The following is a 15,497-nucleotide window of genomic DNA, read 5'->3' as shown; positions in this document are numbered from 1 at the left end:
GGCCTGTGTCCGGTGTCGCGCGCTAGAATGGAACCGGACATTCTTTGCCGAAGGAGACACAAGTGAGTACGGACATCAACGAACTGGCCGCCCAGGCGGGCCGCGCCTTGCAGGACAAGGAATTGCTACTGGTTACTGCCGAATCCTGTACCGGGGGCGGCGTATCGCAGGCGATCACGGAGATCGCCGGCTCGACCGGCTGGTTCGATTGCGGTTTCGTCTGTTATTCGAATGCATCGAAGACGGAGTTGCTGGAAGTGCCGGCCGCGCTGATTGCCCAGTTCGGCAGCGTCAGCGAGGAAGTGGCCGCGGCGATGGCGCAGGGCGCGCTGGCCAACAGCAATGCGCACATCGCGGTGTCCACCACCGGCATCGCCGGCCCCACCGGCGCGGTGCCCGGCAAGCCGGTCGGCACGGTCTGTTTCGGCTGGGCCAATGGCGACACGGTGCATACCGAGCGCCTGGTGTTTTCCGGCGACCGCCGCGCGGTGCGCGAACAGACCGTGATCCATGCGCTGCAGGGGCTGATGCGCTTCATCAACTGAAGCCGGTGCCCGGCGCTAGCGCGTAAAGCCGATCTCCACGCTGGCGGCATCGGCCACGCCGGTCAGCTGCGCGATCTGCGTCAGCTCGCCGGCGGAAACGATCGCATCCGCCTGCGCGGATACAAAGCGGTACAGCACCGTCGACGTGCCGTTATCGATCGCGAACAGCGCGCTGTCCCCCTTCGCGTAGGCGGCATCGGCCGAGCCGATCAGGGCTGCGCCCCTGGCGGTCGTCAGCGTGCCGGCGCCGCCGGTCACGATGACGAGTTCCGCATCCGTGCCGAATCCGCCAGGCGCCATGATGGTCACGGCACCGTTGACAACCGCATCGCCATTGCCGATACCGCGCACCGACACATCGACCAGGACATGATCGATGCCGGTGACGAAATCGGCCACCGTGTCGCTCCCCGCATCGAAGCGCAGCACGAACGCATCGCTGCCGGTGCCACCGGTCAGCAGATCGTTGCCCGCGCCGCCGGCCAGCGTATCGTCGCCATCGCCGCCCAGCAGCCGGTCGGCACCGCCGCCGCCACCGATCCGGTTATCCAGCGCGTTGCCAGTACCGGTGAATCCGCTCTTGCCGGTGTATTCGAGGCGTTCCACTTCCGCCGCCATCGTCCAGCGCGCCAGCGCCGTGCGCACCGTGTCGACACCGCCATCGGCGGCCTCCACCACCTTGTCGCCGGCGGCATCGACGATATGGACGTCGTCGCCATCGCCGCCTTCCAGTGTGTCGCTGCCGGTGCCGCCGGCCAGCGTATCGTCGCCCTCCCCGCCCAGCAACCAGTCGTTGCCGGCGCCGCCTTCGAGGCTGTCATTGCCCGCCGCGCCGGCCAGCGTGTTCGCGGCGGCGTTGCCGGTCAACGCATTGTCCGCCGCGTTGCCGGTGACGCTGCCGGCCACCCTCGACACGATCGTTGCGTTCTCCACGTTTTCGGCCAGCGCATGGGTGAACCCGGTGCCGGCAATGGCGATCCTCGCCATGTCGATGCCGCCACCGGTCTCCTCGACGATCGCATCGCCCGCCGCGCCGATCACATAGGTATCGTTGCCGGCCAGCCCCGTCATCGTGTCGTTGCCGGCCAGGCCGTCGATCGTGTCGGCACCCGTGGTGCCCGTCAGCATGTCGTCGCCGGTGCTGACAAGGCCAAGCCGCAAGTCGTCCAGTGAATACGACATGCCGGCAAACACAAGAGTTTCCGTGTTGCGCACCACGATGACTTCTTTCGATACCGTGTCCACCAGCTTCAGGTCGCCGGCCGTGGGCCGCGAGCGGGTGTAGCTGGCCAGCGCCTGCGCGAATACCGCGGTGTCATTGCCGGCGCCGCCATCGAGCGTGTCGTTACCGGTGCCGCCTTCGAGATGGTCGTCGCCATCGCCGCCGGCCAGGCTGTCCCTGCCGGCGGCGCCGCGCAAGGTATCGTTGCCGGCACCGCCGGAAAGCACGTCGTTGCCGCTATTGCCGTGGATGGCATTGTCCAGCGCATTGCCGGTGAAGCGGTAGGCGCGCCCGGCCTGCGTGCCGGCCAGGTCTTCCACACCCTGCGCCAGGGTCCAGGTGGCCAGCGTCGTCCGGGCGGCGTCGTGGCCGCCCATTGCTTCTTCAAGCAGCGTGGCCGTGGCGGTGCCGATCACATAGAGGTCGTCGCCAGCGCCGCCGGCAAGCGTGTCGCGGCCGGTGGCGGCCACCAGCGTATCGTTGCCCTCGCCGCCGGCGAGGCTGTCGTTGCCGGTGCCGCCATCGAGGCTGTCGTCGCCGCCCAGCGCGGCAAGCGTGTCGTTGCCCGCCAGCCCTGCCAGGATGTCGGCTGCGCCGGTACCGGTCAGCAGGTCCGCCATGCGCGTGCCCGTCGGGCTCCAAGAGCCCACCGTCTCGTCCAACGCCATGGTCACGCCGTCGAACACGATCGTTTCGATGCCGCGCAACGTGACGGTGATGCCGGTGGCATTGTCCGTCACCTGCAGATCGGTGGCATTGAGCCACACGCGCGTGGTGTCTTCGAAGCGGTATGCCAGCACGGCCGTATCGGTGCCGCTGCCGCCATCGATGGTGTCGTTGCCGGCGCCGCCGTCGAGCCGGTCGTTGCCGACCCCGCCCTGCAGGCTGTCGTTGCCGCCATCGCCACGCAGCGTATCGTCGCCGGCGCCGCCCGTGATGCTGTCGTGTCCGGCGCCGCCGAAAACGTCGTCGATGCCGGCCCCGCCGGTGATTGTATTGCCCAGGTCATTGGCGACGATCGTTGAGCCGCCATTGCCGGCCAACGCGCGCCGCACCTCCACGCCATAGGCGATGGACACGTTGCGCAACTTGCTGGCCGTCTCGCTGAACGCACCTTCGTTCAGGTTGATCAGCGTGGTGCCCACGCAGGCGGAAAAGTCGAACGTGTTGATGCCTCCCGCATCCCAGATGCACGATGGCGCAGCGGCGTTGCCGAAGGCGTAGACGTCGTCGCCGGTGCGGTACTGCAGGTTGGCACCGTACAGATACTGGATCGCCAGCACGTCGTACACCATCGGCGACACCGGATACTTGCCGTTGATCGCTTCACTGCGGCCGCCGTAGTACGACATCAGCGTGTAGTCGGCATTGTCCGTATCGACGGGCAAAAAGGGCCCTGGCGCGCCGCCGCCGGTCGCGTTGTAGTTGCCCGGGTGCTTCAACCCCAGCGTGTGGCCCAGTTCATGGATCAGTACGTGCGCCCCGAAGCTGCCCGGCGTGAAGACCGTGTTGTAGCCCTCGTCGTTCAGGTACAGGGCCGACGAGCCGGCAGGGTTCGGATAGTAGGCATACGCGCCACTCTTGCTGCCCTGGTCGTTCACGCCCATCAGCAGTTGGCCGCCGCCGGCCACTTCGGTAAACGTGATGTTCGCCGCCGCGGACCAGGTGGCCATCGCCACGCGCGCGGCGCCCTGCTGCGCGGCGCTCATCGGTACAAAGCCGAATATATCCATCGCGCTGGCGTTGGCCGGCGGCGTCGCCAGGAAGGAATAGGTCAGCGTCAGCGCCATCCCCGGCCCGGCATTCCAGCTCCTGTAGGCGAGCGCGTCGATGGCATTGTTTCCGCTGGACTGCATAGGCTTTTCGATCAGGTGATTCGAGGGATCGCCGATCATAACACTTTTGCGCTACGGAAACACTTTGGCGGCTTGCGCCGTTGTGCGCATGCGACTAATATATGAACATCTATTCAAATGTTATCCATGAGATGAACCTCGCCTCCGTGCACGAAGAGTCGGTAGCCCAGCTGGCCGACCTGTTCCACCTGCTGGGCGATCCCACCCGCCTGCGCATCGTGCTTGCGTGCGTGGCCGCGCCGATCGCCGTCAGCGACATCGCCGCCACGCTCGAGCTTTCCAGTTCACTGGTCAGCCACCACCTGCGCCTGCTGCGCGCGGCCCGCATCGTGAAAGCCGAGCGGCAAGGCAAGCAAGTGTTTTATTCGACCGCCGATGCCCACATCAGCGGTGTCCTGCGCGACATGCTCGAGCATATCGCCGAACCCTCCCTTGGAGTCGAAGTATGAGCGGCCACCATCACCACCATGACCACGGGCATGGGCATGGGCATCATCATCATCATGGCGACCCGGCCGACCATGGCCGCGCGTTCGCGATCGCGATCACGCTGAACGCGATCTTCGTCGCCGTCGAGTTCGGATATGGCTTCCTTGCCAACTCCACGGCACTGATGGCCGACGCGGGGCACAACCTTTCCGACGTGCTGGGCCTGATGCTGGCATGGGGCGCGGCGATCCTGGCCAAGCGGCAACCGTCGCGCCGCTATACTTACGGCCTGCGCAGCAGCTCGATGCTGGCCGCGCTGTTCAACGGCATGCTGCTGATGGTGGCCTGCGGCGCCATCGCCTGGGAAGCGGTGCTGCAGCTGATCGATCCCGTGCCGGTGCACGGTCCGACCGTGTCGGTGGTGGCCGGCATCGGCATCCTCGTCAACGGCATCTCGGCATGGCTGTTCATGAAAGGCAGCAAGGACGACCTGAACATCCGCGGCGCCTACCTGCACCTGGCGGCCGATGCCGCGATTTCGCTGGGCGTGTTGATTTCCGGCCTTGCCGTGATGTTCACCGGCTGGATCCGCCTCGACCCGCTCGTGAGCCTGGGCATCGTGGTGATGATCGTGGCGGGCACCTGGTCGCTGCTGAAGGAATCGCTGCGCATGATGATGGCGGCCGTGCCGGACAACGTGGATTCACGCAACGTGGAGCAGTTCCTGCGCGCACGCCCAGGCGTGACGGACGTGCACGACCTGCACATCTGGTCGATGAGCACGACGGAAACGGCGCTGACGGCCCATCTGGTCATGCCGGGCGGTTACCCGGGCGATGTCGCGATGGACGACATCGCGCGCGGCTTGCGCGAAGAATTCTCGATCCACCACAGCACCCTGCAGACGGAGCTGGGGACGACGGAGCATGCGTGCTGCCTGGGAGGGGATGGGCAAGGGAACGAACAAGAGCGCGGCCAGGCGCATGGGCACGATGCTCATGACCACGACCACGACCACGACCATAAGCATGACCATGGCCATCATGGCCATGCGCACCCTCACTGACGTCAGCGACAGTCATGTGCAACTGCAACGATGTTCCGATGGCAATCGCCGATCTCGGCTATCTGGACCGCGGCTTCGACTTCAGGGGCGCTGGGGAATTCTCCAGCTATTTCGTGGACCTCGATACCGACGATTTTTCGCCGGCACTTCGTTACGGCCTTGCAAACTACCAGTGCGGTACCTGCCTGCAGAAATGGTATGTGGAATGCGCAGCGGAAGAAACGACCTATGCGGTATTCGCGGTAAAGGAATGCGTCAGGCACGATGACCCGGCAATCTCCTGAAGTGAAAGCGCAATGGATGTTCCTGACAGTGCTTGCCCACCGCGGCTTCACGGGAGAAAAATGCTTGTACCAGAACTGCACGGCGCTTGCCTTGAATGGACGCTGGGTTTGCTACGCCCACCTCCAGTAACGGCAACCGGCGACATGGCGGGAGACGACGCCGCGTGAAGCGGGCGTGCGATCGCCATGCCTGCCATCACTGATCGGCCAGCCCCGCGAACAGCTGCGTGCTCAGGTAGCGTTCGCCGAACGAGGGGATGATCGTCACGATCAGCTTGCCCTCGTTTTCCGGCCGGCGCGCCACCTGCACGGCCGCCCACAAGGCGGCGCCGGCCGAGATCCCGACCAGCAGCCCTTCCTCGCGCGCGGCCCGGCGCGCATAGTCGAACGCATCGTCGTTCTTCACGGCGACCACTTCGTTGTAGACATGCGTGTTCAGCACGGCCGGCACGAAGCCGGCGCCGATGCCCTGCAGCGGGTGCGGCCCCTTCGTGCCTTTCGACAGGATCGGCGACGCTTCCGGTTCCACGGCGATGCACTGGAACGAAGGCTTGCGCTCGCGGAGCACCTCGCCCACGCCGGTGATCGTGCCGCCGGTGCCCACGCCGGCCACGAGGATATCGGCCCGGCCGTCCGTATCGCGCCAAATTTCCTCGGCGGTGGTGCGGCGGTGGATCTCGGGATTGGCGGGGTTGTTGAACTGCTGCGGCATCAGGTAGCGGCTGTCGGATTGCGCCATTTCCTCGGCGCGGCGGATGGCGCCCACCATGCCTTCGCTGCCGGGCGTGAGCACCAGGTCGGCGCCATAGGCGCGCAGCAGCGTGCGCCGTTCGCGGCTCATCGTCTCGGGCATCACCAGCGTGCACTTGTAGCCGCGCGCCGCGCACACCATCGCGAGCGCGATGCCGGTATTGCCGCTGGTGGGTTCGAGGATGATCGTGTCGGGCTTGATCAGGCCGGCCTGTTCGGCCGCCATGATCATCGACAGCCCGATGCGGTCCTTCACGCTGTGGGCCGGATTGTAGAACTCCAGCTTGGCCAGGATCTGCGCGGGAGCGGGCCCACCCTGGGTCAATCCGCCTTGAGTCAATCGATTTATGCGCACCAGCGGCGTATTGCCGATCAGCGCCGTCACATCGTTCGCTACGTTCATCTGGGTCTCCGCAGGATGAATGGGAGCCCAGTGTAACGCCGCCGCTTACTTCACGTCGAGCAGTTCGACGTCGAAGATCAGTGCCGAGTTGGCCGGGATGCCTGGCATGGCGCGCGAGCCGTAAGCGAGATTCGACGGTATGATCAGCGTGCGCTTGCCGCCGATCTTCATGCCGGCCACGCCCTGCTCCCAGCCCTTGATGACCTGGCCGGCGCCGAGGCGGAATTCGAGCGGTTCGCCGCGGTCGCGCGACGAGTCGAACTTGCGGCCCTTGTGGCCCTTCGCCATCGGGCGGTACAGCCAGCCCGTGTAATGCACGGACACCGTGCCGCCGGTCACGGCTTCGCGGCCGGTGCCGGCCTTGGTGTCGTTGACGATCAGCTGCTCGGCGGCGGGGCCGATCGTGGCCGAGCCGGGCACCACGGGTGCGGCCGGCGCTTCCTGGGCGGCGGGCGCTTCCTGCGTGGCGGCTGGCTGGGCCGGCTGGGCGGGCTGGGCCGATGCTTCCTGGCCGGCGGCCGGGGTCTGGGCGTGCGCGAACGCGGTGGCGCACAGCAGGAGGGACAGCACTGGAGCGGACAGACGGGTCATCATGGTTTCTTTCTGTACTGGTTTTGAGGCGGCAACATGATAGCAAATGAACCTGAAGGACAGCCAAATGACGGGCCAGGCACCCAGCCGCAGCGCAAGCTTTTCTTTGCGCTGTGGCCGGACGATGCCACGCGCGCCGCGCTGGCCGCCCTGCAGGCGCCCGTCGCCGGGCGGCTCACGGCGCCCGCCAAGCTGCACCTGACACTGGCCTTCCTCGGGCACGTGCCGGCCGATGCCGTGCCGGCCCTGCTGGATATCCGCGACCGGCTCGCCGTGCCGCCACTGCGGCTCGCCATCGACTGCTACGGCTATTTCACGCGGCCGCGCATCGCGTGGGCCGGCATGACGCACGTGCCCGCCGAACTGGTGGCGCTGCATGAAGACCTTGTACGGCAGCTTGCCGCGGCGGGCTTTTCTGCCGCCACGCATGGTTCCTTCAAGCCGCACGTCACGCTGGCGCGGGAAGCGAAACAGGCGCCGCCCGCGGCCCCGGCGGTCTCCGTGATGTGGGACGTGGACGAGACCGTGCTGGTGGAGTCGCTACCGGACGGCAGATATGTGCCGGTCGAGCGCAATGCACAGCCTGCGTGAACCCAAGGCGCAACCCTGGGGTCAGACCCGTCGGGTCTGACCCCGGCATCTGCCTTCGGGTTTCGCTCGCCTGCACGGAATTCGTGTCCGACGACAGCTCTCCACCGTTATTGCGGCGCGACTTCCTCCGCCAGCTTCATCAGCACATGCCCCGCGGCCACCATGCCGAACGTGGCCGTCACCACCACCGCCGAGCCGAAGCCCGCGCAGTTGATGCCGGTAAGGCCGGCCTTCGCGGGCGGCGCGTCGTCAGGATCGACCTCGCACACGTCGCCCGTTTCCGGGTATTTCAACGGCTCCATCGAGAACACGGCATCCACCCCCAGCTTGTTCTTGCCGTTCGGCGGGTAGTTGAACTCGCTGCGCAGGCGCCGGCGCACCTTCTTCAGCAGCGGTTCCTGCTCGGTCCTGGCCAGGTCGCGCACCTCGATCTTCGTGGGGTCCGTCTTGCCGCCGGCGCTGCCGATCATGATCAGGCGGATACCGCGCGTGCGGCAGTAGTGCACCAGTGCCGTCTTGGCGCGCGCGCTGTCCATCGCATCGATCACGTAGTCGTAGTCGTGGCCGCCGATCATCTCGTCGAGATTGTCCGGCGTGACGAAATCCTCGATCTCGGTCACCTGGCAATACGGGTTGATCTGGGCGATGCGCTGGCGCAGCGCCGTCACCTTGGCCATGCCCACCGTATCGGTCAGCGCCTGGATCTGCCGGTTGATGTTCGATTCGGCCACGTTGTCCAGATCGATCAGCATGAGGCGGCCGACCGCGCTGCGCGCCAGCGCCTCGACGATCCAGGAGCCGACGCCGCCGACACCGATCACGCAGACGTGCGCGGTGCGATAGCGTTCCAGCGCCGCGGCACCGTATAGCCGGGCGATGCCGCCGAAGCGGCGGTCGAAGTCGACGTCGTGTTCGTCGACCTTGTGTTCGCCGGCGCCTTGCAGGGATGGGGTAATCTCGTTCATCCGGCCATTTTAACGGACACGGCCCGAAGGATTATTCTACAATCCGTCGAACAAGATTCCAGGATGCCGCCATGACAGATTCCCTCCTCGCCCCCGCCCCCGGCTTCGACCAGCCGATTGCCATGCTCAAGCATTGCCACGACAAGATCCGCAAGCAGCTGACCACGCTGCAAAAGCTGCTGGAACACTTGCCGCAACACGGGGCGGACGCGGCGGCGCAACAGGCGGCGCAGGCGGTGCAGAAATATTTCAACACGGCCGCCCACCTGCACCATGCCGACGAGGAAGTGGACCTGCTGCCGATGCTGGACGCGACGGCCACCGGCGCCGACCTGGAAACGGTGCGCCGCCTGCGCCCGGAAATCCTTGCGCAGCACAAGCAGATGGACGACGCGTGGCACATCATCGATGGACAGCTCGACAAGGTTGCCAACGGCTCCGCCAGCGACCTGTCGACCGAGGCGGTGAACACCTTCGTGCAGATGTACACGGCGCACATGGAGATGGAAGAAGGCCATATCGCGCCGATGGCAAAGCGCCTGTTCAACCCGGCCCAGATGTCGCTGCTGGGCGAGGCGATGGGGCGACGGCGCGGTATCGCGCCGGAAGCGGCTGCCGGCGATGCCAGCGCTGGCGCTGGCACCACGGTGGGCGGCATCGCCCTCGCCGACCTGCGCCTGGATTACGGGCGCGCCAGCCTGTCCGAGGAAGACACGCTGGCCAGCCCGGTGGCCCAGTTCACGAAGTGGTTCGACGAGGCGATGAAGGCGCAGGTCAACGAGCCGAACGCGATGAGCGTGGCCACGGTGGGCGGCGATGGCAGGCCGTCGTCCCGCATCGTCCTGGTCAAGCAGTTCGATGCGCGCGGTTTTACCTGGTACACGAACTACGGCAGCCAGAAAGGCCGCCAGCTCGCGCAAAACCCGCATGCCGCCCTGCTGTTCTTCTGGCCCGAACTGGAGCGGCAGGTGCGCATCGAAGGGCGCGTGGAACAAACGTCGGCCGCGGAAAGCGATGCCTATTTCTACAGCCGCCCCTTGAAGAGCCAACTGGGCGCGATCGCTTCGGCCCAGAGCGCGCCGATCGGCGGCCGGGCCGAAATGGAAGCCAATTATGCGGCCGTGGAAGAACGCCATGGCCCGGCGGCCGGCGGCAAGCCGCTGCGGCCCGAACACTGGGGCGGCTACCGCCTGGTGCCCGACCGTGTCGAGTTCTGGCAGGGGCGCGCCTCGCGCTTCCACGACCGGATCGTGTATGTGCTGCAGGCGGACGGCAGCTGGACGAAGGAACGTCTCCAGCCTTGATGTCCACGGCGCGGCCGTATCGCCGGCGGCCGGCCCGGGCCGCGCAATGAACCTGATTACTTCAGGCGCGCGCTGTACATCTTGCGGAACTTGCTGACCTTCGGGGCCACGATGAACGCGCAATAGCTCTGCAGCGGATGCTGGGCAAAGTAATTCTGGTGATAGTCCTCGGCCTTGTAGTAAGGCTGTGCCGGCGAGATTTCCGTCACGATCGGCGCATCCCACACGTGCGCCATTTCCGCCATTACCTTGCGCGCGGTGGCTTCCTGCTCCGGCGACTGGTAATAGATCACCGAGCGGTACTGCGTGCCCTCGTCGTTGCCCTGGCGGTTCAGCGTGGTGGGATCGTGGATCGTGAAAAAGATTTCCAGGATATCGCGGTAGCTGATCACATCGGGATCGAATTCCAGGCGCACCACTTCCGCGTGACCGGTCGTGCCGGTACAGATCTGCTCATAGGTCGGATCCGGCTGCTGGCCGCCCGTGTAGCCCGACTCCACCCTGGTGACACCCTTCACTTCGAGGTACACGGCTTCCGTGCACCAGAAACACCCGCCGCCCAGCACGGCGATCTCGGTCTGCGCCATACGATCCTCACTGTCATTCATTGGACCTACTGTAACGCAATCAAGAAAACGGTGTCGTCCAGCGGAAATATTTCCGGTCGGGTCCTGTTTTTCCGGTGCCGCGCTCGGCTCGTGCAAACTTTGGCATAATGCCCGCATGAATACCAGTTCCCCCCGCGCCGCCACGCCCGCTTTCGACAGCGGGCATTTCCGGCAGGCGCTGTCGCAATTCGCCACCGGCGTCACCGTCATCACCACCCGGCTGGCGGACGGCACCTATCGCGGCCTCACCGCGAGCTCGTTCAACTCGGTGTCGCTCGATCCGCCGCTGGTGCTGTGGAGCCTGAAGTCGCAGGCGTCCAGCATGCCTGTCTTTTCGGGCAATTCGCATTACGTGATCAATATCCTGGCGGCCGACCAGGCGCATCTGGCCAGGCTGTTTTCCACGCGTACCGAGGATCCGTTCGGCCAGGTCGAGTTCGAGCTGTCGCGCACCGGCCATCCGGTACTGAAGGGTTGCACGGCCTGGTTCGAGTGCCACAACCGCAGCCGCTACCCGGAAGGCGACCACGTGATCTTCGTCGGTGAAGTGGAGCATTGCGAAGTCCATCCGCGCGAGCCGCTCGTGTTCCACGGCGGTAAGCTCGGCGGCCTGCACATGCCCGGCTGACCTGTTTTTGCCTGAACCCACTAGTGCGCGGACAGCCGCGCCAGGATCCCGTACAGCGCCTTGGGGTTCACCGGCTTGACGAGGTGCTCGTCGAAGCCCGCTTCCAGCGCACGCTCCCGGTCTTGCGGCGTGCCGTATCCGGTGATGGCCACGATGCGGGCCCCGGCCGTTTCAGGCAGTTGCCGCAGGCGGCGCACCAGTGCATAGCCATCCATGCCCGGCAAGCCGATATCGACGAACAGCAGCGCCGGCGGGCTGGCCACCACGGCGCGCAGCGCCTGCGCCGCATCGCCGCACACGGCCACCGAGTGCCCGGCCGTTTCCAGCAGCAGCGCGAGCATCTGGGCCGCATCGGCATTGTCGTCCACCACCATCAGGTGGCGCCGCCTGGCGCCGCGCGCTTCCTCGCCCTCACCGCTGCCTGACGCAAGCGCTATCGGCTGCGTCACGCGCGGCAGGCAGATCGTGAAACAGCTGCCCTGCCCCGCGCCCGTGCTGTGCGCGCGCACGGTGCCGCCCTGCAGTTCGATGAGCGTCTTGACCAGCGCCAGCCCCAGGCCCAGGCCACCCTGCGACCGGTCCGGCGAGCGTTCGGCCTGCGTGAACAGGTCGAACACGTGCGGCAGCAGGCCGGGCAGCATGCCGATGCCGTTGTCCTCGACGGTGGCGTGCACATTGCGCTCGTCCGCCGTTACCCGCACGGTCACGCTGCCGCCATCGGGCGTGTAGCGCGCCGCGTTGTTGAGCAGGTTCGACACCACCTGGATCAGGCGCGTGCGGTCGCCGTTGACCCACAGGCGCTCGTCCGGCAGCTCGACGGTTACCCGGTGCCGCTTGGCGTGCATCAGCGCGGCGGCCTGTTCGACGGCCTCGCCGACCACGCCGTTGAAGTCGAGCGTTTCGCGCCGCAGCGTGACCAGGCCGCGCGTCACGCGCGACACGTCCAGCAAGTCATCGACCAGCTTCGTCATGTGCTCGACCTGCCGCGTGATGACAGCACTGGTCTTCTGGATCCGTGCCGCATCCGGGGTGCCCAGCCGCAGCAGTTCGGCCGCGGCGGCAATCGGGGCCAGCGGATTGCGCAGTTCGTGCGCCAGCATCGCCAGGAATTCATCCTTGCGTGCATTGGCTTCCTGCAGCGCACGCATGGCCAGCACGGCCTCGGTCACGTCGCTGCCTTCGACGAAGATGCCGTACACGGCGCCGCGATGGTCGCGGATCGGCTGGTAGATGAAATTGACGAAGCGCTCCTCCAGCTCGGACTCCGGACCGCGGCGCAGCAATACCGGCATCTCGTGGCCGACATGGGGCTCGCCGGTGCGGTACACCTCGTCCAGCAGCGCGATGAATCCCTGGTCGCGCACTTCCGGCAGCACCTCGGCCACCGCCCTGCCGACGATGTCATCGCGCCCGACCAGGCGCAGGTAGGCATCGTTGGCGATCTCGAACACATGCTCCGGACTGAGCACCACCGCGAGAATGCCGGGCGCCTGCTGGAACAGCAGCCGCATGCGCCCGATTTCCTCGGCGCGGTGGCGCTCTGCCAGGACCTGCTCGGTGGTCTCCGTGCAGGCGCAGAACACGCCGGCCACGTCGCCGGCCTCGTCGCGCATCGGCGAGTATGAAAACGTGAACCAGGTTTCCTCGTCGTAGCCGTTGCGGTGCATCGTCAGCGGCAGGTTTTCGTGGTATGACGCCCTGCCCGCCATCGCCTTGTCGACGATCGGCGAGATATCGTGCCAGATATCGGCCCACACTTCGCGGAACGGCTTGCCCAGCGCATGCGGATGCTTGCGGCCGAGGACGTCCACGTAGGCGTCGTTGTACAGGAATGCCAGTTCCGGGCCCCACGCGGCAAACATGGGGAACGCCGAGTTGAGCATCAGCCCGACCACGGTGCGCAGCGCCGGCGGCCAGCGCTCCGGTGGCCCCAGTGGTGATGTCGCCCAGTCATGCCCGCGCATCAATGCGCCCACGGCACCGCCCTCGGTCAGAAATGCTGCGCGGTGTCGGGGCATGCCGGGTGATCTCCTGTTCGTTCGGTCATGCCGAGTATAGCGAAAGGCATTGCCACGCGGCGCCGCCGTTCTGGAATGCAAAAAGCCGGCACGCGGCCGGCTTTTCAGGGGCATGGCCGGGTCAGAACTTGAACGTGACACCCAGGTTGACGGCCACCGGGTCCAGCTTCATCGCCTGCGTCTGGCCCGTCGAATAGGAGGCCGTGGTGCGCAGGCGTGTCTTGATCACGCCGCCGTCGATCGACCACCGCTCGTTCAGGCGGACGCTGGCGCCGAGCTGGGCGCTGGCGGCCCATTTTGCTTCCAGCGAGAACGTCGAGGCCGGGCCGCCCGTGTTTAGGATCGCCGTCAGCTGCGCGGAGCCCCGCTCGCGGCGGAAATACGCATACGTGACACCCAGGCCCACATAGGGGCGGAACACGGCATCCGGCCCGAAGAACCGGTATTGCGCGAACAGCGTGGGCGGCAGCACATCCGCCGTGCCCAGTTCGCCCGTGCCGGCGATCGCATCGGCGCCGAACAGCTTGTGGCGGTACGGCGCGCCCAGGTCCAGCTCGGCCACGATATTGTCGGTGACGAAGTAGGCGAGGTTCAGGATCGGCTTCGTATCCGGGCCCACGTCAGCCTTGGTGTTCGGCAGCGCCGGCGCGGACACGTTGCCGCTTTCCACTTTCGGCGTGATCTTGTTGACGCCGACCTTCACGGTCCAGTCACCCTTTGCCTGCGCCGCGGCGCCCGTCGCGGTACCGAGGATGGCGACCACGGCGAGCACTTTCACGATCGAAGTGTTTTTCATGTGATTTCCTTTTCCTTGTGTGCTCACAGCCAGCCCTTGGTTACCAGCGCCTTCGACACGAAGCGTGCCAGCAGCAGGTTGTTGAACGGCGTGGGGTGGACTTCATCGGCATACGAGTAATGACTGACGTCGCCCGCCTTCAGGCTTGCCGCCGTGCAGCCCAGCGCGCTGGCCAGCGGGTTCTTCGGCGAAGCCAGGTCGCATGCCGGCTCGGAGACGTTGGTCAGGCCATACGGGCCGGGATTGGTGGCCTGGTCATGGCTGACCGCATACACGTCGACGATCACCACCTTGCTCTCCGATGCCAGCGCGGAGTTCAGCTGGGCATTGAACGCCTGCACCATCTTGTCGATCAGCGCCCGGGTATTCGCGTCGCGCGAAAGGCCGGCCGGCGTGCTGGCCACATCCGGCAGGTTATTGACGACGACATAGTTGGCGCCGTTGCCGATGAGCTGCGACTTGACCAGCGCGGCCAGTTCGGCACCCGCGGTGGCCAGCGCAGCGACCAGGCCCGGGGCTTGCGCGGTTACGTAGTCGGCGCCCGCCTTGGCGGCCTGCTCCTTGGCTTCGAATGTGGCATTGCGAAGGATCGTGTCGAAATAGAACGTGTACAACGAGTTGCCCGCATTCCACGCTGCACCGGCGGCGGCACGCGTGATCGACTCCTGCGTGCTGCCAGGCCTAGCGCTTTCGGCCGCGATGGCCGCCCGGATCGCCACCAGCGCCGCCGCCGGATCGCGGGCCTCGGCCGCCAGTTGCCGGGCCAGGCTGTCCGCGTAGGCTGCCTGGCCCGCGGCCGTGCCAGCCGCCGTGGCGCCCGCCTGCAACTGCGCGAGGTTTACCAGCACGTCGTTCCCGCCGGCCATCACGAAGACCACTTCGTCGCCCTTGAACTTGCCACCGGTTCTCGCCAGGTGGTTCTTCACCTGCGTGACGACGGGTACGGTCAGCGCGCCCACCGGGCTGCCGGTCAGCTTGTGGCCGGCGCCGATCGGGTTCGTGACGCGCGCCCCGCCCTGCGCATAGCTGAGGCAGCCGGCATGGTCGGTGACGGGTACCGAGAAGCCGAGCTTGGCATCGCCGTCGAGGCCGGTCTGAGCCGGGCACGGTGCCGGCAGGGCGAATTGCGCCGCCATCAGTTCGGTCCAGTTCGTGCCGGTCAGGGCCGGATTGACCGCCGCGTTATTGCCATTGATCGTAAACTTGCCGCCGCCGAGCGCCTTCACGGTGCCCACGTTGTAGGTGCCGAGGTCGGACAGGCTGTCGCCGAAGCTCACCTGCGATGCGAACTTGACCTTGTTGACCTGTGCGCCGGGCTGCGGATCGCCGCTGTTGCCCCCGCAAGCGGCGAGGATGGCCCCGGCCATCACGGCAAGAGCGAGTTTGGTGTAACGCATGGTGTCTCCTGGGTAGATGTTATTGTTTTAATAGCACGTGTGTA

The 15,497-nt window shown here is 66.3% G+C and carries 15 protein-coding genes; 7 read left to right on the top strand and 8 right to left on the bottom strand.

Translation table 11 applies throughout. From position 1 onward, the window contains the following. Positions 1-62: 62 nt before the first annotated feature. Complete coding sequence (locus tag EWM63_RS16005; protein WP_130187428.1) at positions 63-545, top strand: CinA family protein; 483 nt, start codon at positions 63-65, stop codon at positions 543-545. Positions 546-560: 15 nt separating this feature from the next. Here the strand turns inward: EWM63_RS16005 and EWM63_RS16000 are convergent, their stop codons facing one another. Next, a complete protein-coding gene (locus EWM63_RS16000; protein WP_165390839.1) occupies positions 561-3,623 on the bottom strand; it encodes a M10 family metallopeptidase C-terminal domain-containing protein in 3,063 nt (1,020 codons plus the stop codon). A gap of 131 nt (positions 3,624-3,754) precedes the next feature. On the opposite strand from EWM63_RS16000, the gene EWM63_RS15995 reads away from it, so the two are divergent. From EWM63_RS15995 to EWM63_RS15985, 3 genes are read left to right on the top strand one after another with little or no spacing between them, the layout of a single operon-like run. Beyond that, positions 3,755-4,072 carry an ArsR/SmtB family transcription factor gene (locus EWM63_RS15995; RefSeq protein WP_130187426.1) on the top strand — a complete coding sequence of 106 codons (318 nt, stop codon included), beginning with the start codon at positions 3,755-3,757 and terminating at the stop codon, positions 4,070-4,072. Continuing rightward, positions 4,069-5,118: a cation diffusion facilitator family transporter gene (locus EWM63_RS15990; RefSeq protein WP_130187425.1), complete on the top strand. Its 1,050-nt coding sequence runs from the start codon at positions 4,069-4,071 to the stop codon at positions 5,116-5,118. Before EWM63_RS15995 ends, EWM63_RS15990 begins: the two co-directional genes overlap by 4 nt. Positions 5,119-5,156: 38 nt before the next feature. Next, positions 5,157-5,402, top strand: a complete 246-nt coding sequence (locus tag EWM63_RS15985) for a hypothetical protein (protein ID WP_130187424.1) — start codon at positions 5,157-5,159, stop codon at positions 5,400-5,402. Positions 5,403-5,598: 196 nt separating this feature from the next. On the opposite strand, the gene cysK is transcribed toward EWM63_RS15985, so the two are convergent. Both cysK and EWM63_RS15975 read right to left on the bottom strand, forming a co-directional pair. Next, entirely contained in the window at positions 5,599-6,555 is a 957-nt protein-coding gene (gene cysK, locus EWM63_RS15980) for a cysteine synthase A (protein WP_130187423.1), read from the bottom strand. Between the two features lie 45 nt (positions 6,556-6,600). Next, positions 6,601-7,149 (bottom strand): FKBP-type peptidyl-prolyl cis-trans isomerase, encoded by a 549-nt coding sequence (locus tag EWM63_RS15975; protein WP_371861095.1) that lies wholly within the window; start codon positions 7,147-7,149, stop codon positions 6,601-6,603. A gap of 33 nt (positions 7,150-7,182) precedes the next feature. Here EWM63_RS15975 and thpR point away from each other — a divergent pair, with 33 nt between their 5' ends. After that, a complete protein-coding gene (thpR, locus tag EWM63_RS15970) occupies positions 7,183-7,737 on the top strand; it encodes an RNA 2',3'-cyclic phosphodiesterase (RefSeq protein ID WP_130187422.1) in 555 nt (184 codons plus the stop codon). A 107-nt stretch (positions 7,738-7,844) separates the two neighbouring features. Here the strand turns inward: thpR and tcdA are convergent, their stop codons facing one another. Further along, a complete protein-coding gene (gene tcdA, locus EWM63_RS15965) occupies positions 7,845-8,702 on the bottom strand; it encodes a tRNA cyclic N6-threonylcarbamoyladenosine(37) synthase TcdA (protein ID WP_130187421.1) in 858 nt (285 codons plus the stop codon). 71 nt (positions 8,703-8,773) lie between these two features. On the opposite strand from tcdA, the gene pdxH reads away from it, so the two are divergent. Then, entirely contained in the window at positions 8,774-10,006 is a 1,233-nt protein-coding gene (gene pdxH, locus EWM63_RS15960; RefSeq protein ID WP_130187420.1) for a pyridoxamine 5'-phosphate oxidase, read from the top strand. Positions 10,007-10,062: 56 nt separating this feature from the next. Here pdxH and msrA read toward each other — a convergent pair whose 3' ends face one another. Next, the gene (gene msrA, locus EWM63_RS15955) at positions 10,063-10,614 is read right to left on the bottom strand and encodes a peptide-methionine (S)-S-oxide reductase MsrA (protein ID WP_229487301.1); all 552 of its coding nucleotides are present in this window, start codon (positions 10,612-10,614) and stop codon (positions 10,063-10,065) included. A 115-nt stretch (positions 10,615-10,729) separates the two neighbouring features. Here msrA and EWM63_RS15950 point away from each other — a divergent pair, with 115 nt between their 5' ends. Beyond that, the gene (locus tag EWM63_RS15950) at positions 10,730-11,242 is read left to right on the top strand and encodes a flavin reductase family protein (protein WP_130187419.1); all 513 of its coding nucleotides are present in this window, start codon (positions 10,730-10,732) and stop codon (positions 11,240-11,242) included. 20 nt (positions 11,243-11,262) lie between these two features. Here EWM63_RS15950 and EWM63_RS15945 read toward each other — a convergent pair whose 3' ends face one another. The 3 genes from EWM63_RS15945 to EWM63_RS15935 all read right to left on the bottom strand — a co-directional run bounded on the left by EWM63_RS15945 (position 11,263) and on the right by EWM63_RS15935 (position 15,453). Next, the gene (locus EWM63_RS15945) at positions 11,263-13,260 is read right to left on the bottom strand and encodes a PAS domain-containing hybrid sensor histidine kinase/response regulator (RefSeq protein ID WP_165390838.1); all 1,998 of its coding nucleotides are present in this window, start codon (positions 13,258-13,260) and stop codon (positions 11,263-11,265) included. 121 nt (positions 13,261-13,381) lie between these two features. Continuing rightward, entirely contained in the window at positions 13,382-14,056 is a 675-nt protein-coding gene (locus EWM63_RS15940; protein WP_130187417.1) for an OmpW/AlkL family protein, read from the bottom strand. A 23-nt stretch (positions 14,057-14,079) separates the two neighbouring features. Further along, a complete protein-coding gene (locus EWM63_RS15935) occupies positions 14,080-15,453 on the bottom strand; it encodes an SGNH/GDSL hydrolase family protein (RefSeq protein ID WP_130187416.1) in 1,374 nt (457 codons plus the stop codon). Between the last annotated feature and the right edge of the window lie 44 nt (positions 15,454-15,497).

The sequence above is a fragment of the Pseudoduganella lutea genome (assembly GCF_004209755.1).
GTDB lineage: Bacteria > Pseudomonadota > Gammaproteobacteria > Burkholderiales > Burkholderiaceae_D > Rugamonas > Rugamonas lutea.
The sequence above is the reverse complement of the archived record's forward strand: the minus strand, read 5'-3'. Positions and strand labels throughout refer to the sequence as shown.